Source organism: Pseudomonas sediminis, from assembly GCF_002741105.1.
Lineage (GTDB): Bacteria > Pseudomonadota > Gammaproteobacteria > Pseudomonadales > Pseudomonadaceae > Aquipseudomonas > Aquipseudomonas sediminis.
On the sequence record NZ_NIQU01000005.1, the window covers coordinates 214,914 to 233,498 of the forward strand.

The 18,585-nt window shown below is 62.5% G+C and carries 18 protein-coding genes; 11 read left to right on the forward strand and 7 right to left on the reverse strand.

The genetic code is table 11. From position 1 onward, the window contains the following. Position 1 precedes the first annotated feature (1 nt). Both CDO35_RS14195 and CDO35_RS14200 read right to left on the reverse strand, forming a co-directional pair. Positions 2-376 carry an SH3 domain-containing protein gene (locus CDO35_RS14195; protein ID WP_099525357.1) on the reverse strand — a complete coding sequence of 125 codons (375 nt, stop codon included), beginning with the start codon at positions 374-376 and terminating at the stop codon, positions 2-4. Between the two features lie 41 nt (positions 377-417). After that, the gene (locus tag CDO35_RS14200; RefSeq protein WP_074940120.1) at positions 418-717 is read right to left on the reverse strand and encodes a YciI family protein; all 300 of its coding nucleotides are present in this window, start codon (positions 715-717) and stop codon (positions 418-420) included. Positions 718-978: 261 nt separating this feature from the next. Here CDO35_RS14200 and CDO35_RS14205 point away from each other — a divergent pair, with 261 nt between their 5' ends. The 7 genes from CDO35_RS14205 to rluB all read left to right on the forward strand — a co-directional run bounded on the left by CDO35_RS14205 (position 979) and on the right by rluB (position 7,096). After that, on the forward strand, positions 979-1,845 hold the full coding sequence (locus tag CDO35_RS14205; protein ID WP_099525358.1) for a PHP domain-containing protein: 867 nt from the start codon (positions 979-981) through the stop codon (positions 1,843-1,845). Between the two features lie 13 nt (positions 1,846-1,858). Continuing rightward, entirely contained in the window at positions 1,859-2,485 is a 627-nt protein-coding gene (locus CDO35_RS14210; protein WP_099525359.1) for an L-threonylcarbamoyladenylate synthase, read from the forward strand. Positions 2,486-2,672: 187 nt separating this feature from the next. After that, on the forward strand, positions 2,673-3,887 hold the full coding sequence (locus tag CDO35_RS14215; RefSeq protein WP_099525360.1) for a tryptophan--tRNA ligase: 1,215 nt from the start codon (positions 2,673-2,675) through the stop codon (positions 3,885-3,887). Between the two features lie 140 nt (positions 3,888-4,027). Further along, the gene (locus tag CDO35_RS14220; RefSeq protein ID WP_166432412.1) at positions 4,028-4,726 is read left to right on the forward strand and encodes a segregation and condensation protein A; all 699 of its coding nucleotides are present in this window, start codon (positions 4,028-4,030) and stop codon (positions 4,724-4,726) included. Beyond that, positions 4,723-5,532 (forward strand): SMC-Scp complex subunit ScpB, encoded by an 810-nt coding sequence (gene scpB / locus CDO35_RS14225; RefSeq protein ID WP_099525362.1) that lies wholly within the window; start codon positions 4,723-4,725, stop codon positions 5,530-5,532. Before CDO35_RS14220 ends, scpB begins: the two co-directional genes overlap by 4 nt. Before the next feature lie 97 nt (positions 5,533-5,629). Beyond that, positions 5,630-5,812 carry a DUF1289 domain-containing protein gene (locus CDO35_RS14230; RefSeq protein ID WP_099525363.1) on the forward strand — a complete coding sequence of 61 codons (183 nt, stop codon included), beginning with the start codon at positions 5,630-5,632 and terminating at the stop codon, positions 5,810-5,812. 126 nt (positions 5,813-5,938) lie between these two features. Then, a complete protein-coding gene (gene rluB / locus CDO35_RS14235; RefSeq protein WP_092374724.1) occupies positions 5,939-7,096 on the forward strand; it encodes a 23S rRNA pseudouridine(2605) synthase RluB in 1,158 nt (385 codons plus the stop codon). 104 nt (positions 7,097-7,200) lie between these two features. Here rluB and CDO35_RS14240 read toward each other — a convergent pair whose 3' ends face one another. From CDO35_RS14240 to CDO35_RS14260, 5 genes are all read right to left on the reverse strand, one after another. After that, the gene (locus CDO35_RS14240) at positions 7,201-8,127 is read right to left on the reverse strand and encodes a GGDEF domain-containing protein (protein WP_092374727.1); all 927 of its coding nucleotides are present in this window, start codon (positions 8,125-8,127) and stop codon (positions 7,201-7,203) included. Between the two features lie 241 nt (positions 8,128-8,368). Continuing rightward, on the reverse strand, positions 8,369-9,109 hold the full coding sequence (locus CDO35_RS14245; protein ID WP_099525364.1) for a YciK family oxidoreductase: 741 nt from the start codon (positions 9,107-9,109) through the stop codon (positions 8,369-8,371). Positions 9,110-9,195: 86 nt separating this feature from the next. Continuing rightward, positions 9,196-9,867, reverse strand: coding sequence for an N-acetylmuramic acid 6-phosphate phosphatase MupP (gene mupP / locus CDO35_RS14250; RefSeq protein ID WP_099525365.1), 672 nt, complete (start codon positions 9,865-9,867; stop codon positions 9,196-9,198). Between the two features lie 5 nt (positions 9,868-9,872). Continuing rightward, a complete protein-coding gene (gene ubiG, locus CDO35_RS14255; RefSeq protein ID WP_099525366.1) occupies positions 9,873-10,571 on the reverse strand; it encodes a bifunctional 2-polyprenyl-6-hydroxyphenol methylase/3-demethylubiquinol 3-O-methyltransferase UbiG in 699 nt (232 codons plus the stop codon). A 155-nt stretch (positions 10,572-10,726) separates the two neighbouring features. Continuing rightward, positions 10,727-12,061, reverse strand: a complete 1,335-nt coding sequence (locus CDO35_RS14260; protein WP_099525367.1) for a TRZ/ATZ family hydrolase — start codon at positions 12,059-12,061, stop codon at positions 10,727-10,729. Between the two features lie 160 nt (positions 12,062-12,221). On the opposite strand from CDO35_RS14260, the gene mtnA reads away from it, so the two are divergent. The 4 genes from mtnA (at position 12,222) to pheA (ending at position 18,582) form a co-directional block, all read left to right on the forward strand. Beyond that, positions 12,222-13,298 (forward strand): S-methyl-5-thioribose-1-phosphate isomerase, encoded by a 1,077-nt coding sequence (gene mtnA, locus CDO35_RS14265; RefSeq protein ID WP_099525368.1) that lies wholly within the window; start codon positions 12,222-12,224, stop codon positions 13,296-13,298. A 224-nt stretch (positions 13,299-13,522) separates the two neighbouring features. Continuing rightward, positions 13,523-16,291, forward strand: a complete 2,769-nt coding sequence (gene gyrA, locus CDO35_RS14270; protein ID WP_099525369.1) for a DNA gyrase subunit A — start codon at positions 13,523-13,525, stop codon at positions 16,289-16,291. Between the two features lie 109 nt (positions 16,292-16,400). Then, the gene (gene serC, locus CDO35_RS14275; protein ID WP_099525370.1) at positions 16,401-17,486 is read left to right on the forward strand and encodes a 3-phosphoserine/phosphohydroxythreonine transaminase; all 1,086 of its coding nucleotides are present in this window, start codon (positions 16,401-16,403) and stop codon (positions 17,484-17,486) included. A 1-nt stretch (position 17,487) separates the two neighbouring features. After that, positions 17,488-18,582 (forward strand): prephenate dehydratase, encoded by a 1,095-nt coding sequence (pheA, locus tag CDO35_RS14280; protein WP_099525371.1) that lies wholly within the window; start codon positions 17,488-17,490, stop codon positions 18,580-18,582. Positions 18,583-18,585: the final 3 nt, after the last annotated feature.

Genomic DNA, 18,585 nt, shown 5'->3' on the forward strand with positions numbered 1-18,585 from the left:
TTTAGTTGATCCACTCGCGGCGGGTCTTGCGAGAACCGCGCAACAGGGCGCCGAATACCATCGAGATCAGGCTCAGGGCGGCGCCGGCAGCGAACCAGGTCTGTTCTTCGCTGAGCAGGCGGGGTTGAGCCTGGGCCTGGCTTTCCTTGAGTTGCATGCGCAGGCGCTGGTTTTCCTGGCGCAGGCGTTGCAGTTGCACGGCGCTGCTCGCTTCCTGCTCGTTGCGCAATTGCTCACTTTGCGCCAGGCGCTGCTCCAGCGCCTGGGTGTCGAGCGGCGCTGCAGGAGCAGATGGCTCAGAGGGTTGTTCTTCTGCCTGTACCGAAGCACAAGTCAGCATCACGGTGACCAGCAGGGACAGCGGGATCGAGCGCATCGCGATTCCTTGTGTGCGAGAGCAGCGTTGGTAGAACTCTTTCAGGGCAGTACTTTCTTGAAGGGTTTGACCAGAACGTTGGCATACACACCGGCGGTTCGATATGGGTCGGCGTCGGCCCATTTCTGCGCAGCTTCGAGGGAGTCGAACTCGGCAACCACCAGACTGCCACTGAACCCCGCTGGGCCCGGGTCGTTGCTGTCGACGGCCGGATGCGGGCCGGCCAGCAGCAGGCGACCTTCCTGTTTCAACTGCTCCAGACGAGCGAGGTGAGCGGGGCGCGTGGCCAGGCGATTTTCCAGGGAGTTTTCGACGTCGGTGGCGATGATGGCGTAGAGCATCTCAATCCTTATTTGGGGTCGAAGCGGGGAGGGATGAAGCATTTTCGCCACACGGCAACAGCCTAGCAGGCCGTTGAAAGACTACCTGCGTTGCCAGTGCTGCGTTAAAAACAGGCTCAAAATGCTCATTTACAACTCGTAAACTGCGCTTTTTCGCCTGTTTTTGCCTTGCACTGGCTGCCTCGCCTACGTTTTTCAACGGCCTGCTTGCGGCGGATGTGGGGCATAATAACAAACATCAATCTCAACGAAAGCGCCGCCATGATTGTCGATTTGCACTGCCACAGCACCGCCTCCGATGGCGCCCTGGCCCCCGCCGTACTGGTGGCCCGAGCGCATGAACGGGGCGTGCGGCTACTGGCGTTGACCGATCATGACACCCTGGAAGGTCTCGATGAAGCGCGCCGTGCTGCCGAGCCGTTAGGTGTGAAGCTGGTCAACGGTATCGAGTTGTCCTGCACCTGGGGTGGGGCGACCATCCACGTATTGGGCTATGCCTTCGAGCGCGAGGCGCCAGCGCTGTGCGCTGCCATAGAGGCCCTGCATCACGGGCGCTGGCAGCGTGCCGAGGAAATCGACCGACGCCTCTCGGCTAAAGGCATGCCGGGCGCACTTGAGGGCGCACGTGCTGTCCAACAGGAATTGGGCGACAGTGGCAACGCGCCGGCGCGTCCACATTTCGCCGAATTTCTTGTGCGCGCCGGTCATGTGCGCGATCGCGCCGAGGCGTTTCGCAAGTGGCTGGGCTCGGGTAAGTTGGGTGACGTCAAGCAACATTGGCCTATGCTGGAAGAAACCGTCGCCACTTTGCGTTCGGCCCGGGCCTGGATCAGCCTGGCGCATCCGTGGCAGTACGACTTTACTCGCAGTAAGCGTCGACGTTTGGTGGCCGATTTCGCGGCGGCCGGCGGTCATGCCCTGGAAGTGGTCAATGGCATGCAGCCGGCCGAGCAAGTCGGCGGTTTGGCGATTCTGGCGCGCGAATTTGGCTTGATGGCCAGTGTCGGCAGCGATTTCCATGCGCCCGGCGACTGGTCCGAGTTGGGCATGTATCGCCCATTGCCTGATGACCTGACTGCGCTCTGGGAGCGCTTCGAACATGCACAGCCATCCGCTGTCACTTCATGAGCTGGGAGCAAGTGTGAGTCAATTTTTCCAGGTTCACCCGGAAAACCCACAGGCACGCCTGATAAAACAGGCCGTGGAAATCATTCGTGGCGGCGGCGTGGTGGTCTATCCGACCGACTCTTCCTATGCGCTGGGCTGCATGATCGGTGACAAGAATGCGGTAGAGCGCATTCGCCGCCTGCGTCAGCTCGACGACAAGCACAACTTCACCCTGGTTTGCCGCGACCTGTCGCAGATCGGCCTGTTCGCCAAGGTCGACACCGCCGCTTTCCGCCTGCTGAAGAATCACACCCCGGGCCCTTATACCTTCATCCTCAACGCCACCCGCGAAGTGCCGCGAATGTTGCTGCACCCCAAACGTCGCACCATCGGCATCCGCGTACCCGGCCACCCGATCGCCCTGGCGTTGCTGGAGCAACTGGGCGAGCCGTTGATGAGCGTCAGCCTGATCATGCCGGGCGATGAGCTGCCGATGTCCGACCCCTACGAGATGCGCCAGATTCTCGAGCACCATGTGGACCTGATCATCGATGGCGGTTTTGGTGGTCTGGAAGCCTCTACCGTGGTCAATCTGGCCGACGACAGCCCCGAGGTCGTGCGCGTCGGTTGCGGTGACCCGACGCCGTTCAACGATCTCTGAAGCGAGACCGGAAAAATCCATCATGCCCGCGCCGGCGGGCATCCAGCGTTTTCGAATGATCTGGGCTTCCGTCATCGCCGGAGTGACGATCAAGCGCTTTTTCAAAACATCCATGACACCGCCTTTTCCGTTGTGAGCGCAGCTACCCTATACTCCGTGGTCTTGTCTGGATTATGGATAGAACGGTTTGAGCCTTAACGACTCTGAGCGTCGAGTGTTGTCAGGAATGCGTCCGAGTGGTCGTCTTCACCTCGGGCACTACCACGGTGTGTTGAAGAACTGGGTCAAGTTGCAGCACGAGTACGACTGCTTCTTCTGTATCGTCGACTGGCATGCCCTGACCACCGAATACGCCGATGCCGGCCAGCTTTCCCAGCACGTTATGGATATGGCAGTGGATTGGCTGGCCGCAGGCGTAAGCCCCAGCTCTGCAACGCTGTTCGTACAGTCTCAGGTGCCGGAGCATGCCGAGCTCCACGTGTTGCTGTCGATGATCTGCCCGCTCAGTTGGCTGGAGCGCGTGCCGTCCTACAAGGAGCAGCAGGAGCACCAGAGCGGTAAAGACCTCTCCACCTACGGTTTTCTCGGCTACCCGCTGCTGCAGGCCGCGGACATCCTGCTGTACCGCGCCGGGCAGGTGCCGGTCGGCGCCGATCAGCTCCCCCATATCGAATTTGCCCGTGAAGTGGCGCGCCGCTTCAACCACCTGTACGGCAGCGAGCCGGATTTCGAGCGCAAGGCTGAAGCTGCCATCGGCAAGCTGGGCAAGAAGCTCGGTAAGCTCTACAGCAACCTGCGCAAGGCTTATCAGGAGCAGGGTGACGCACAGGCCCTGGAGACGGCGCGGGCCTTGCTCAAGGAGCAGACCAGCATCACCCTCGGCGACCAGGAGCGCCTGTACGGCTATCTCGAAGGTGGCGGCAAGGTGATTCTGAGTGAGCCGCAGCCGATTCTTGCCGAGTTTTCGCGGGTACCTGGCCTGGACGGACAGAAGATGGCCAAGTCCAGCGGCAACGCGATATTCCTGCGCGATAGCGATGCTGAACTCGAGGAAAAACTGCGGCGCATGCCCACCGATCCGGCCCGCGTACACCGTGATGATCCAGGTGAACCGCAGCGTTGCCCGGTCTGGTCGCTACATCAGCTGTATTCCAGCGACGAGCAATTGCATTGGGTGATCGAGGGCTGCCGCGGCGCCTCGATTGGTTGCCTCGACTGCAAGAGCACGCTGTGCTCGTCTCTGCAGGCCGAGCTTGCGCCGCTCCAGCAGCGCGCTATCGACTATGAGGAAAGCCCGGACCTGGTGCGCAGCATTCTCGCCGAGGGCGCCGAGCGCGCGCGTGACGAGGCGCGTGAAACCCTGGCCGAAGTGCGCATGGCCATGGGCCTGAATTACCGTTGAAGGAGCGCCCGCCGATGAGTGAGCCCGCCACGCCAACCCCCGACAGTCAGGCCGGTGCCCAGCAGGAGCTGCCGTTCGCCCTGGTGTATGGCGAGGCGGTCACCGAGCTGCCACTGGATCTGTACATTCCCCCGGATGCCCTGGAAGTCTTCCTCGAGGCCTTCGAGGGACCGCTGGACCTGCTGCTCTATCTGATTCGCAAACAGAACATCGACATCCTCGACATCCCGGTGGCCGAGATCACCAAGCAGTACATGGGCTACGTTGAGCTCATGCACTCGGTGCGTCTGGAGCTGGCTGCCGAATACCTGGTGATGGCCGCCATGCTGGCCGAGATCAAGTCACGCATGCTGCTGCCGCGCTCGACCGAGGCCGAGGAAGAAGAGGACGACCCGCGTGCCGAGCTGATTCGCCGCCTGCAGGAATACGAGCGCTTCAAGGCCGCTGCCGAAGGTATCGACGAACTGCCGCGTGTAGGCCGCGACGTGACCGTACCGAAACTGGATGCTCCCGAAGCCCGCGCGCGCAAGCTGCTGCCGGACGTCAGCCTGGAGGAGGTGCTGCTGTCGATGGCCGAGGTGCTGCGCCGCGCCGACATGTTCGAAAGCCACCAGGTTACCCGTGAGGCCCTGTCTACCCGCGAGCGTATGAGTGAGGTGCTTGAGCGCCTCAAGGGCGGGGCGTTCGTGCCGTTCGTCGAGCTGTTCGCTGCCGAAGAGGGCCGACTAGGCGTGGTGGTGACCTTCATGGCGGTGCTCGAATTGATCAAGGAATCCCTGGTCGAGCTGGTGCAGAATGAGCCCTTCGCCGTTATTCACGTCCGAGCCCGTGCCGAATGAACCTCAACGATCCCAAAGACCTGGCGCAGTTGCTCGAAGCCTTTCTGCTGGCTTCGGGCAAGGCGCAGTCGCTCGAACGCCTTTTCGAACTCTTCGAAGAGGGTGAGCGGCCCGAGCCTGAGCAGTTCAAGGCGGCGCTGGAGGTCCTGCGTTTGTCCTGTGAGGGGCGCGCCTTCGAGTTGAAGGAGGTGGCCTCGGGCTACCGCCTGCAGGTGCGTGAGCGCTTCGCCCCCTGGGTTGGCAGGCTTTGGGAAGAGCGTCCGCAGCGTTACTCCCGTGCGCTGCTGGAAACCCTGGCGCTGATCGCCTACCGCCAGCCCATCACCCGTGGCGAGATCGAAGACGTGCGCGGTGTGGCGGTCAACAGCAATATCACCAAGACCCTGCTCGAACGCGAGTGGATTCGCGTGGTGGGCTATCGCGATGTGCCGGGGCGCCCGGCAATGTTCGCCACCACCAAGGGCTTTCTCGATCACTTCAACCTGAAAAGCCTCGACGAATTGCCACCGCTCGCCGCTCTGCGGGAGCTGGAGCCCGAGCCTGAACTGGCGCTGGATGACGACGCCGAGGTGCCGGCTGGGTTGCAGGCACGCGCCGATCTGGCCTTGCAGGAAGGTGGCGAAGCCGCCGAGCCCCGCGAGGAAACCAGCTTCCGTAGCCTGCTGGCCGAGCTGGATACCATGGAGCAAGGGCTCAAGACCGATTTCGATGACCTGCGCCTGGCCGATGAGGACGAGGCAGGCGAGTCGGATGAAGCGGTCGAAGACGATCTCGCTGACCTGGATGGCGATCAGCCGTTGCATTGAGTGCGTGTAAGCCAGCTATCGAATACTTCAATCCCGCTGTTGTGTGCTCGGCCTTTATTCTGGCGCCCATCCGATCCTTCTCGGCCCAGGAGCGCCCATGAGCAAGAGCCCGTGCATCAAGGTCTGTGAATTCGAAAAGGACATCTGCCTCGGCTGCGGCCGTAGCCGCCAGGAAATCAAGGGCTGGAAGCGCCTGGACAAGGGCGAACGCCTGGCTTTGCTGGCCGAAGCCGATATGCGTCTGCTGGCGCTGGAGGCGACCGGGCGGCGCAAGTTCTGAGCGTGCCGGGCGCTGCTTCAGCGCTTTTCGCTGTCGTTTGGCCGAGCCTCGTCTACCCTAAGGGCTCCGTAGTGCGTATGATGCGCGCCCTTCGATCATCAACTACTACACCGGGAGGTGCCCACGATGACTGAGCACGAACAACCGCGTCCTGCAGGCGAGAAACTGCAGAAAGTCCTGGCCCGCCTCGGGCTGGCTTCGCGTCGCGAAATCGAGACCTGGATCGCCGAAGGTCGGGTCAAGGTCAATGGCGCTGCTGCGACCCTGGGCCAGCGCGTCGATGCCAACGACGCCATCGCCCTCGATGGCCGCTTGCTCAAGCGCGAAGAAATCACCGGCTCGGTACGCCGCGTGCTGATCTACAACAAGCCGGACGGCGAGATCTGCACCCGTGACGACCCGGAAGGTCGCCCAACCGTCTTCGACCGCCTGCCGCGTCCCAAAGAGGGCCGCTGGATCAACATCGGTCGCCTCGACATCAATACCACCGGTCTGTTGCTGTTCACCACCGATGGTGAGCTGGCCAACCGCCTGATGCACCCCTCCTATCAGATGGACCGCGAATATGCGGTGCGCGTGCGTGGTGAAGTCACCGAGGAAATGCTGGAGAACCTCAAGAACGGCGTGATGCTCGAGGACGGTCCGGCCAAGTTCACCGACATCAAGGAAGCGCCGGGCGGCGAAGGCTTCAACCACTGGTATCACTGCGTGGTGATGGAAGGGCGTAACCGTGAGGTGCGTCGCCTGTGGGAATCCCAGGGCCTGGTGGTGAGTCGCTTGAAGCGCGTGCGTTTCGGTCCGGTGTTCCTGACCTCCGAGCTGACCATGGGCCGCTGGCGCGAAATGGAGCAGCGTGAAGTGGACATTCTCAGCGCCGAAGTTGGCCTGACCCCGCAGGCTCTGCCGGCGATGAAGGAGAAGACCCGCGAGAAGCTCGACCGCCTGCAGCGCAAATCGGCTAAACCGGTCGAGGTGCGTGGTAAGCGCGTGTTGCGTCCGGCGAAGGACGAGGCCGGTGCTGACAATGCTCGCCCGAGCCGCGCACCGCGCCGTGACGAGGCTGAGCAACGTACACCGCGCGGCCCGCGTAAAGAGGGTGGTGAGCGCCGCGAGAATGGCCGTGGCACTCCGGTGGCGGAGCGTCCGAGCGATGTGAAGAAGCGTCAGCCGCGTCCGGCCGTCGAGTTGTCCGAGCGTCCGGCGCGCAAGCCGCGTCCGGCAACACCCGGCAAGCGTCCGCCTGCCGGCGATGGTCAGCGTCCAGGCTTCGGCCGCAAGCGCTGATAAACGAAAAAGGGACTCTGCGGAGTCCCTTTTTTCATTCTGCTGTCCGAAAGGCAGCGTGAACCATTGTATTCAGAGCATTCCCGAATTAGGCGGGCAATCTCTCAACCGGCCATGGACAGGCGGTTGCGGCCTTCGCGCTTAGCCACGAACAACGCGTTGTCAGCACGGCGCAGCAGGCTTTCGCCTGACTCACCCGGCAGCAGGCTGGAACAGCCCAGGCTGATGGATACGTCGATGTGGCGGCCGGCATCCAGGCATTGCAGCTCCATCACCGCAAAGCGCAGGCGCTCGCCTACCAGCGCAGCACCTTCGCGGTTGGTGCCGGAGAGAATCACCAGAAACTCCTCGCCGCCGTAGCGAAACACCATGTCGATGTTGCGCAGCTGGTTCTTCAGGGTCTGGGCGACTGCTTTCAGCACTTCATCGCCAAGCGCATGGCCGTGGTTGTCATTGATGCTCTTGAAGTGGTCGATATCGAGCATCAGCAGTGACAACGGTTGCAGGTTGCGGCGGGCCAGATCCACCTCGCGCTGCAGCACCTGGTCCATGGCGATGCGGTTGCCAGTGTCGGTCAGTGGGTCGCGCAGCGCACTTTGCAGAGCAGTGCGGTAGAGCAGGGCATTGCGCAGTGGGAACAGCAGGCTGGCCAGCAACGACTCCAGCTGAATCAGCTCCTCTTCGGAGAAACGCTGCTTGCGGCGGAAAATCAGCTCGCCCAGGTATTCCCCCTCATGACTCAGGCGATAGCCTGCCGAGTGAGGCGCGCGCTCGCCCAGCTCGAGGCGCAGGTCGTGCGACGGATGCTGGAAAGCCAATGCATCGAGCGGCACCAGGCGCTGCACTTCGCGGAAGAACAGATTGAGGATTCGCTCCGCGTCCAAGCTGGTCTGCAGTTGCAGGCTCAATTGGTGACGCAGCTCTACCAGGCTGGCGGGCTTGAGCGGCAGGTTGCGACTGCCGGTAAAGCCGAGACGCTGCAGCTTGGCGGCATCGAAATCGATGGTGTTGGACTGGCTGGGGGGAACCATGGAGCTGAACCTCTGGCGCGATGGTGCGACGAGAGGGTTAGAGCGAATTTCGTGCCAGGTGGTTCTTTCGGGATTAAAGTCTTGTGAAGTCAGTCACTTAGATGTTTTTCAGAGCGCTGATCGGCAAGGGATTGCCGGTTGCCTGACGGTGGTGCTGGCAATGTGCTGCCGCCTGGCAGTGATAGCGGCGGATTTTTGTCGTGCCATGGCCCACTGATAGGCAGTGAGCCATGGCAGGTAATCACTGAGCGTCGAAGGCCTGGCCGTTGACGCCCTTGCTGTCCGGGCCCATCAGGTAGAGGTAGAGCGGCATGATCTCTTCCGGCAGGGGACGGGTCGCCGGGTTTTCCCCGGGGTAGGCCTGGGCGCGCATGGCTGTGCGGGTCGCACCGGGGTTGATGCTGTTGGCACGCACGTTGGCGATGCCGTCCAGCTCGTCAGCCATGACCTGCATCAGGCCTTCGGTGGCGAATTTCGATACTGCGTAGGCACCCCAATACGCGCGGCCCTTGCGCCCGACGCTGCTGGAGGTGAAGGCGACGGAGGCATCCTCCGACAGTTTGAGCAGTGGCAGCAGGGTGCTGCTGAGCATGAACATGGCGTTGACGTTTACGTGCATGACACGCATGAAGTTGTCGCCGGAGAGCTGTTCCAGCGGCGTGCGCGGGCCGAGGATCGAGGCGTTGTGCAACAGGCCATCGAGGCGGCCGAATTCGTTCTCGATCATCACCGACAGTTCGTCGTACTGATGCGGCAGGGCAGTTTCCAGATTGAAGGGAATCACCACTGGTTGTGGATGACCGGCAGCCTCGATTTCGTCGTAAACCTGGCTCAGATTGGCTTCGGTCTTGCCCAGCAGCAGCACCGTGGCGCCATGGGCGGCGAAGCTCTTGGCGGCTGCGGCGCCGATACCGCGGCCGGCACCGGTGATCAGGATGATGCGATCCTTGAGCAGGTCTGGGCGGGCGGTGTAGTCGAACATGTGAGAATCCTTCGAAGGGCTCTAAGGGGAGGGCGGGTGAAGCCCGCCAAATGGCAGAGTGGCCGGGTTTCACCCGGCCTGCGCGATCAACAGCTGCAAATGGCGCGATCGAGTACTGCGCGCAGCTCCTGAGGGTGATCCACGACCACATCGGCGCCCCAGTTGCGCGGGTTGTCTTCGGGGTGAATGTAGCCATAGGTCACTGCTGCGGTGCGGCAGCCAGCGGCGCGGCCGGATTCGATGTCACGGGCGTCGTCGCCGATGAACAGCACTTCCTCGGGTTTGACTCCCATCTGCTGGCAGGCGAGCAGCAGCATGTCCGGCGCCGGTTTGCTCTGCTCGACGTGGTCGGGGCAAACCAGCACTGCCGAGCGCTGGGCCAGGTTCAGACCCTGCATGATCGGTTCGGCGTAGCGCACCGGCTTGTTGGTGGCGACGCCCCACAGCAGACGCGCCTGCTCGATGTCGTCGAGCAGGGCTTCGATGCCGTCGAACGGGCGGGTGAGGACGGCGCAGTGTTGCTGGTAACGCTCCAGAAACTCCTGGCGCAGGGCTTCGAAGGCGGCCGAGTCCGGGGCTTCATCGAAAGCGCAGGCGACCATGGCGCGAGCGCCGCCGGATACCTGGTCACGAATGGCTTTGTCTGCCAGTGGCGGCAGGCCGCGGGCGGCACGCATGGCCTGGGTGATGGCGATGAAGTCCGGCGCCGAATCGAGCAGGGTGCCGTCCATGTCGAAAAGAACTGCTTTCAAACGCATGCGTTCTACTCCTTGCGCAGCGTCTGGATCATGTAGTTGACGTCGACGTCAGCTTCCAGCTTGTAGTGTTTGGTCAGCGGGTTGTAGGTCAGACCGATGATGTCCTTGACCTCCAGCCCGGCTGCGCGGCTCCAGGCGCCGAGCTCGGAGGGGCGGATGAATTTCTTGAAGTCGTGGGTGCCGCGCGGCAGCAGGCGCAGGATGTATTCGGCGCCGATCACCGCGAACAGGTACGCCTTGGGGTTGCGGTTGATGGTGGAGAAAAACACTTGGCCGCCCGGCTTGACCAGCGTGTAGCAGGCGCGGATGACCGAGGACGGATCGGGTACGTGCTCGAGCATCTCCAGGCAGGTGACGACGTCGAACTGGCCTGGCATTTCCTCGGCCAGGGCTTCCGCGGTGATCTGCCTGTAGTCGACCTCCACGCCGGATTCCAGTTGGTGCAACCTGGCGACCGACAGCGGCGCTTCGCCCATGTCGATGCCCGTCACCGTGGCGCCGCGCTGGGCCATGGCCTCACTGAGAATGCCGCCGCCGCAGCCGACGTCGAGAACGCGTTTGCCGGCTAGGCCGACGCGCTCGTCGATCCAGTTGACCCGCAGTGGGTTGATGTCGTGCAGGGGTTTGAACTCGCTCTCGCGGTCCCACCAGCGGTGTGCCAGGGCCTCGAATTTGGCGATTTCGGCGCGGTCGACGTTGCTCATAAGCATCTCTATTCAAAGCATGGAAAGAGTATCGCCGCTATGTTGCCAGTTTAAGAACGGGCGTGGGGCAGCGCAGATTCGTTCAATGTATGTCAGTTTGTCGCAGTTGTTCCGTGAGCGTAGCCCGGATGCAATCCGGGGCGATTGCATTATTCTCAGGCGGCATCCGGCGACCTTTGGGCAATTCTGGCTCCCCATTCCCTGGCCTTGGCGATCAGCTCGCTTTCGTCCATGCGCGTCAGGCGGCCGTCTTCCAGCAACTGCTTGCCGCCAACCCACAAATGCTTCACGCAGTCGCGGCCGCTGGCGTAGATGAGCTGCGATACCGGGTCGTAGATCGGTTGCTGGGCCAGGCCGGAAAGGTCGAACGCGACCACGTCGGCCAGCTTGCCCAGTTCCAGCGAACCGGTCTGTGTTTCCAGTCCCATTGCGCGCGCGCCATTCAAGGTAGCCATGCGCAAGGCGCTGTGAGCGTTCAGGGCGGTAGCGGAGCCGGCGACGGCCTTGGCCAGCAGGGCGGCGGTACGGGTTTCGCCGAGCAGGTCGAGGTCGTTGTTGCTGGCGGCGCCATCGGTGCCGATGGCGACGTTGACGCCAGCCTGCCACAGGCGCTCGACCGGGCAGAAGCCGCTGGCCAGTTTGAGGTTGGATTCAGGGCAGTGCACGATGCTGCAATTGTGCTCCACCAGCAGTGCCAGATCCTCGTCATCGATCTGCGTCATGTGCACGGCCTGGAAACGCGGGCCGAGCAGGCCGAGGCGGGCCAGGCGGGCCAGTGGGCGTTCGCCGTGCTTGGCGACGGCTTCGGCCACTTCCTGGGCGGTTTCGTGCACGTGCATATGAATGCCGGCATCCAGCTCGTCAGCCAGTACGCGAATCTGTTCCAGCTTGTCGTCGCTGACCGTGTAGGGCGCGTGGGGGCCGAAAGCGATGCGGATGCGTGGGTGCTGCTTTAGGTCATCGAACAGTTGCAGGCCCGTGCGTAGGGCTTCGGCGGCATTGAGTGCGCCGGGTACCGGGAAGTCCAGCACGGGAACGGTGATCTGCGCGCGCATGCCGGCGTTGTGCACGCGTTCGGCGGCGGTCTGCGGGTAGAAGTACATGTCGGAGAAGCAACTGATGCCCCCCTTGATCTGTTCTGCGATAGCCAGATCGGTGCCGTCGCGGACGAAATCCTCGTCGACCCACTTTCCTTCGGCAGGCCAGATATGCTCGTGCAGCCAGGTCATCAGCGGCAGGTCATCGGCAATGCCGCGCAAAAGCGTCATCGCGGCGTGGCCGTGGGCGTTGATCAGGCCTGGGGCGAGCAGGCATTGCGGCAGCTCTCGCACTTCCGTTGCCGGGTGGCGCAGCGCCTCGGCACGTGGCGCGATCAGTGCGATCTGCCCGTCGCGAATGCCCAGGCCATGGTCGCGTAGCACCACGCCGGCCGGCTCAACGGGCACCAGCCAGGTGGGCAGGAGCAGCAGGTCGAGAGGGGCTTCGGGCATGGGGGGTTGTCCGTCTGGCTTGATCGATGCAAGGAAGGTCGCCAGTGTATAGATGAACGCACCTGGCTTGAAGTCGTGAGGGCGAGCAGGATTGTTCGGCTGGTCTTGGTCGGTCTGCGTATAATCCGCGATTTTTTGGCGGTGACAGATGGAGTGCGCGATGCGCGAGCAATTGCTGGCGGTGGAGAAGGTTCAGGCAATCGAGTGGCGCGATGGTGCGTTGCACCTGCTCGATCAGCGCCTGCTGCCGCATCAGCAGACCTGGCTGCGTTTCGACTCTGCCGCCGAGGTGGCCGATGCGATTCGCGACATGGTGGTGCGTGGTGCGCCGGCTATTGGCATCGCTGCTGCCTATGGGCTGGTGCTGGGTGTCCGTGCTCGTCTACAAGACGGTGGTGACTGGCGTGAGGCGTTGGAGGCCGATTTTGCCTATCTCGAGCGCTCGCGCCCGACTGCGGTAAACCTGTTCTGGGCTCTGCAGCGCATGCGTGAACGCCTGGCAAGACTCAAGGATGGCGACGACATCCTGGCGCTACTGGAGGCTGAGGCGGTGGGGATTCACCTCAGCGACCGTGAGGCCAACCTGACCATGGCGCAGTTGGGCATGGAGCTGATTCGCAAGCATCAGGGCAATCCGCAGGTGCTGCTGACGCACTGCAATGCCGGTGCCCTGGCAACCGGCGGCTTTGGCACCGCGCTCGGGGTGATCCGTGCGGCGTATCTGGAAGGTTTGGTCGAGCAGGTCTATGTCGATGAAACCCGCCCCTGGCTGCAGGGCGCGCGACTGACGGCCTGGGAATTGGCGGGTGACGGCGTACCGGTCACGCTCAATGCCGATGCAGCGGCGGCTCACCTGATGAAGACCAAGGGCATCACCTGGGTCATCGTCGGCGCTGATCGCATCTCCGCCAACGGTGATGTGGCCAACAAGATCGGTACTTATCAGCTGGCGGTCAACGCCATGCACCACGGCGTGCGGCTGATGGTGGTGGCGCCGAGTTCGACCATCGATATGAATCTGGAAAGTGGCGAGGACATCCTGCTCGAAGAGCGCGATGGTCTTGAGTTGCTGGAGGTGGCGGGGCATCGGGTCGCGGCCGATGTGCATGCCGTCAATCCTGTGTTCGATGTGACGCCGGCTGATCTGGTTGACTACATCGTGACCGAGAAGGGCGTGATCGAACGTCCAGATAGCGCCAAGCTGGCGCAGTTGATGTGCCGCAAGCGCCTGCATTGAACCTGCCATGCGCGCGCCGTCGCGGGGTAGGTGTGTAGCACGCTTTGTGGTAATCTCCGGCAGTTTTCAAGGGGGCTGACTGCAGCCTCCTTCACTGCATCGAATCGTGACATAACTCGTTGATTTGTCGTGAGTCGCTGATGGCCTGAGGCTATCGCGACGAGCTCCATGGCGTTCAGGAAGAATGGCGCGGAGTTTCACCAGAAAAAGGAACCAGGCTTCTCATGGGCGAACTGGCCAAAGAAATCCTCCCGGTCAATATCGAAGACGAGCTGAAACAGTCCTACCTCGACTACGCGATGAGCGTGATCGTCGGGCGTGCGCTGCCGGATGCGCGCGATGGCTTGAAGCCGGTACACCGTCGTGTGCTCTACGCCATGAGCGAGCTGGGCAACGACTGGAACAAGCCCTACAAGAAATCCGCCCGTGTGGTCGGTGACGTGATCGGTAAATACCACCCGCACGGCGACACCGCGGTGTACGACACCATCGTACGTATGGCGCAGGACTTCTCTCTGCGCTACCTGCTGGTCGACGGTCAGGGCAACTTCGGTTCGGTGGACGGCGACAACGCCGCGGCCATGCGATACACCGAAGTGCGCATGACCAAACTGGCCCACGAGCTGCTGGCCGACCTGGAAAAGGAAACTGTCGACTGGGTGCCCAACTACGACGGCACCGAGCAGATCCCTGCTGTCATGCCGACCAAGGTGCCGAACCTGCTGGTCAACGGCTCGTCCGGTATCGCCGTGGGCATGGCCACCAACATCCCGCCGCACAACCTCACCGAGGTGATCGACGGCTGCCTGGCGCTGATGGACAACGCCGAGCTGACCGTCGATGACCTGATGCAGTACATCCCCGGCCCTGATTTTCCCACTGCGGGCATCATCAACGGCCGTGCCGGCATCATCGAGGCCTATCGTACCGGCCGTGGGCGCATTTATATCCGCGCTCGCGTCGAGGTCGAGGATATCGACAAGGTCGGCGGTCGCCAGCAGCTGGTGGTCACCGAGCTGCCGTACCAGCTGAACAAGGCGCGTCTGATCGAGAAGATCGCCGAGCTGGTCAAAGAGAAGAAGATCGAAGGCATCACCGAGCTGCGTGACGAGTCCGACAAGGACGGTATGCGCGTAGTGATCGAACTGCGTCGTGGTGAAGTGCCGGACGTGGTGCTGAACAACCTGTACGCCCAGACCCAGATGCAGAGCGTGTTCGGCATCAACGTCGTGGCGCTGGTCGACGGTCAGCCGAAGATCATGAACCTCAAGGACATGCTTGAGGTGTTCATCCGTCACCGCCGTGAAGTGGTGACCCGCCGTACCGTCTACGAGTTGCGCAAGGCGCGTGAGCGCGGCCACATCCTCGAAGGCCAGGCGGTAGCGCTGTCGAACATCGATCCGGTGATCGAGCTGATCAAGGCCTCGCCGACGCCGGCCGAAGCCAAGGAGCGCCTGATCGCCACCGCCTGGGAATCCAGTGCGGTGGAAGCCATGGTCGAGCGCGCGGGCGCCGACTCCTGCCGCCCGGAAGGGTTGGATGCGCAATACGGTTTACGCGACGGCAAGTACTACCTGTCGCCGGAGCAGGCTCAGGCCATCCTCGAATTGCGTCTGCACCGTCTAACCGGCCTGGAGCACGAGAAGCTGCTGGCCGAGTACCAGGAAATTCTCAACCTGATCGGCGAGCTGATCCGCATCCTGACCAACCCCGAGCGCTTGATGGAAGTCATCCGCGAGGAGCTGGAGAAGGTCAAGGCCGAGTTCGGTGATGCCCGTCGTACCGAGATCGTCGCCTCGCGTCTGGACCTGACCATTGCCGATCTGATCACCGAAGAAGAGCGCGTTGTCACCATCTCCCACGGCGGCTACGCCAAGAGCCAGCCGCTGGCGGCCTACGAGGCGCAGCGTCGCGGTGGCAAGGGCAAATCGGCCACTGGCGTTAAGGACGAGGACTACGTCGAACACCTGCTGGTCGCCAACAGCCACGCGACCCTGCTGCTGTTCTCCAGCAAGGGTAAGGTGTACTGGTTGCGTACCTTCGAAATCCCCGAGGCCTCGCGTGCTGCGCGTGGTCGTCCGCTGGTCAACCTGCTGCCGTTGGACGAGGGCGAGCGCATCACCGCGATGTTGCAAATCGACCTCGAGGCGCTGCAGCAGAGCGCCGGCGCAGACGACGATCTTGATGATGAAGGCGTGGTGATCGAGGGCGAAGCCACCGAGGTGGTCGAGGCCGAGGAAGTCGAAGAAGTCGAGGGCGAAACCCCTGAACTGGTCGCCGAGCCGACCGGCGCCTTCATCTTCATGGCCACCGCCTTCGGTACCGTGAAGAAGACCCCGCTGGTGCAGTTCAGCCGTCCGCGTAGCGCCGGTCTGATTGCCCTGAAGCTGGAAGAGGGCGATACCCTTATTGCTGCCGCCATCACCGACGGCGCCAAGGAAGTCATGCTGTTCTCCGACGCTGGCAAGGTGCTGCGTTTCGCCGAGAGCAAGGTGCGTACCATGGGTCGTACTGCTCGTGGCGTGCGTGGCATGCGCCTGGCCAAAGATCAGCAACTGATTTCCATGCTGATTCCAGAGTCTGGTGCGCAGATCCTCACCGCCTCCGAGCGCGGCTTCGGCAAGCGCACCGGTCTTGGCAAATTCCCGCGTCGCGGTCGTGGCGGCCAGGGCGTTATCGCCATGGTCACCAGCGAGCGTAACGGCAAGCTGGTCGGCGCCATCCAGGTGCAGGACGGCGAGGAAATCATGCTGATTTCCGATCAGGGCACCCTGGTGCGGACCCGTGTCGACGAAGTCTCCAGCTCTGGCCGTAACACTCAGGGCGTGACCCTGATCAAGCTGGCCAAGGACGAGACCCTGGTAGGCCTGGAGCGTGTGCAGGAGCCGACTGCGGTGGAAGAGGACGATCTGGTCGAAGGCGAAGAGGGCGCTGAAGTCGCCGAAAGCGTCGAAGCACCAGTCGCCGACGCCGAGGAAGGTAGCGAAGAGTGAAGTCGGGCTCTGTAGGAGGGGCTTTAAAAGCCCCTCCCACAGACACGGTAAGCAGTGTGGACATGCCATCGCCTGGTGGTGGCGTTCTGTGAATCTGAGAGAGACAGACGTGAGCAAGCGAGCTTTTAACTTCTGCGCCGGCCCGGCCGCGCTGCCGACCGCTGTACTGCAACGCGCCCAGGCCGAGATGCTCGACTGGCAAGGCAAGGGCCTCTCGGTGATGGAGATGAGCCATCGCAGCGACGAGTACGTGGCCATCGCCAGCCAGGCCGAGCAGGACCTGCGTGATCTGCTCGCTGTGCCCAGTGACTACAAGGTGTTGTTCCTGCAGGGTGGTGCCAGTCAGCAGTTCGCCGAGATTCCGCTGAATCTGCTGCCGGAAGACGGCGTGGCGGATTACGTCGAAACCGGCATCTGGTCGAAGAAAGCCATCGAAGAAGCGCGTCGTTACGGTGCCATCAACGTCGCCGCCAGTGCCAAGGCGCACGACTATTTCGCCATTCCCGGTCAGAACGACTGGCAGCTGTCGAAGGGCGCTGCCTACGTGCATTACTGCAGCAACGAGACCATCGGTGGTCTGCAGTTCGACTGGGTGCCGCAGACCGGCGATACCCCGTTGGTCGCCGACATGTCCTCGGACATCCTCTCGCGTTCGCTGGATGTTTCGCAGTTCGGCCTGATCTACGCCGGTGCGCAGAAGAACATCGGCCCGAGCGGCCTGGTGGTGGTGATCGTCCGTGAAGACCTGCTCGGTCGCGCCCGTTCCAGCTGCCCGACCATGCTCGACTACAAGATCTCCGCCGACAACGGCTCGATGTACAACACCCCGGCGACCTATTCCTGGTACCTCTCCGGCCTGGTCTTCCAGTGGCTGAAGGAGCAGGGCGGCGTCGAGGCCATGGAGCGCATCAACCGCGCCAAGAAGGACCTGCTGTACAAGGCCATCGACGACAGCGATTTCTACAGCAACCCCATCGCCCATAACGCGCGTTCCTGGATGAACGTACCGTTCCGCCTGGCTGACGAGAAACTGGACAAGGCCTTCCTGGCCGGCGCCGATGAGCGCGGCCTACTCAACCTCAAGGGCCATCGCTCGGTCGGTGGCATGCGCGCCTCCATCTACAACGCCGTAGGTATGGATGCGGTCGAGGCGCTGGTGGCCTACATGGCCGAGTTCGAGAAGGAGCACGCCTGATATGTCCGAGCAGGAACTGCAAGCGCTGCGCGTACGCATCGACAACCTCGACGAGCGCATTCTCGAGCTGATCAGCGATCGCGCGCGTTGCGCCGAAGAAGTCGCCCGCGTGAAGATGAAAGAGCTGAAGGAAGGCGAATCGCCGGTCTTCTATCGTCCTGAACGCGAGGCTCAGGTGCTCAAGCGCGTGATGGCGCGCAACCAGGGGCCGCTCGGTAACGAGGAAATGGCGCGGCTGTTCCGCGAGATCATGTCCTCCTGCCTGGCGTTGGAAAATCCGCTGAAAGTCGCCTACCTCGGCCCTGAAGGTACCTTCAGTCAGGCCGCAGCGATGAAGCACTTCGGTCATGCGGTGATCAGCGTTCCGATGGCGGCCATTGACGAGGTGTTTCGCGAAGTAGCCGCTGGCGCTGTCAACTTTGGTGTGGTGCCGGTGGAAAACTCCACCGAAGGCGCGATCAACCATACCCTCGATAGCTTCCTCGAGCATGACATGGTCATCTGTGGCGAGGTGGAGCTGCGCATTCACCACCACCTGCTGGTGGGCGAGACCACTCAGACCGACAAGATCACCCGCATCTATTCCCATGCCCAGTCTCTGGCGCAGTGCCGCAAGTGGCTGGACGCGCACTACCCGAACGTCGAGCGAGTTGCTGTTTCCAGCAACGCTGACGCGGCCAAGCGAGTGAAGAGCGAGTGGAACAGTGCGGCCATCGCCGGCGACATGGCGGCCAACCTGTATGGCCTGACCAAGCTGGCGGAAAAGATCGAGGATCGCCCGGACAACTCCACGCGTTTCCTTATCATCGGCAGTCAGGAAGTGCCGCCGACCGGTGATGACAAGACCTCGATCATCGTCTCGATGCGCAACAAGCCGGGTGCGCTGCACGAGCTGCTGGTGCCGTTCCATAACAACGGTATCGACCTGACTCGCATCGAGACCCGCCCGTCGCGCAGCGGCAAGTGGACCTACGTGTTCTTCATCGATTTCGTCGGTCACCATCGCGATCCATTGGTCAAGGGTGTGCTGGAGAAGCTCGCTCAGGAAGCGGTGGCGCTGAAGGTGCTGGGTTCTTATCCGAAGGCGGTACTGTAAACC

What these genes read in the sequence shown, in the direction of transcription:
- CDO35_RS14195 (WP_099525357.1), bottom strand. Translation starts at nt 376, where the DNA reads ATGCGCTCGATCCCGCTGTCCCTGCTGGTCACCGTGATGCTGACTTGT.
- CDO35_RS14200 (WP_074940120.1), bottom strand. Translation starts at nt 717, where the DNA reads ATGCTCTACGCCATCATCGCCACCGACGTCGAAAACTCCCTGGAAAAT.
- CDO35_RS14205 (WP_099525358.1), top strand. Translation starts at nt 979, where the DNA reads ATGATTGTCGATTTGCACTGCCACAGCACCGCCTCCGATGGCGCCCTG.
- scpB (WP_099525362.1), top strand. Translation starts at nt 4,723, where the DNA reads ATGAACCTCAACGATCCCAAAGACCTGGCGCAGTTGCTCGAAGCCTTT.
- CDO35_RS14230 (WP_099525363.1), top strand. Translation starts at nt 5,630, where the DNA reads ATGAGCAAGAGCCCGTGCATCAAGGTCTGTGAATTCGAAAAGGACATC.
- rluB (WP_092374724.1), top strand. Translation starts at nt 5,939, where the DNA reads ATGACTGAGCACGAACAACCGCGTCCTGCAGGCGAGAAACTGCAGAAA.
- CDO35_RS14240 (WP_092374727.1), bottom strand. Translation starts at nt 8,127, where the DNA reads ATGGTTCCCCCCAGCCAGTCCAACACCATCGATTTCGATGCCGCCAAG.
- CDO35_RS14245 (WP_099525364.1), bottom strand. Translation starts at nt 9,109, where the DNA reads ATGTTCGACTACACCGCCCGCCCAGACCTGCTCAAGGATCGCATCATC.
- mupP (WP_099525365.1), bottom strand. Translation starts at nt 9,867, where the DNA reads ATGCGTTTGAAAGCAGTTCTTTTCGACATGGACGGCACCCTGCTCGAT.
- ubiG (WP_099525366.1), bottom strand. Translation starts at nt 10,571, where the DNA reads ATGAGCAACGTCGACCGCGCCGAAATCGCCAAATTCGAGGCCCTGGCA.
- CDO35_RS14260 (WP_099525367.1), bottom strand. Translation starts at nt 12,061, where the DNA reads ATGCCCGAAGCCCCTCTCGACCTGCTGCTCCTGCCCACCTGGCTGGTG.
- mtnA (WP_099525368.1), top strand. Translation starts at nt 12,222, where the DNA reads ATGCGCGAGCAATTGCTGGCGGTGGAGAAGGTTCAGGCAATCGAGTGG.
- gyrA (WP_099525369.1), top strand. Translation starts at nt 13,523, where the DNA reads ATGGGCGAACTGGCCAAAGAAATCCTCCCGGTCAATATCGAAGACGAG.
- pheA (WP_099525371.1), top strand. Translation starts at nt 17,488, where the DNA reads ATGTCCGAGCAGGAACTGCAAGCGCTGCGCGTACGCATCGACAACCTC.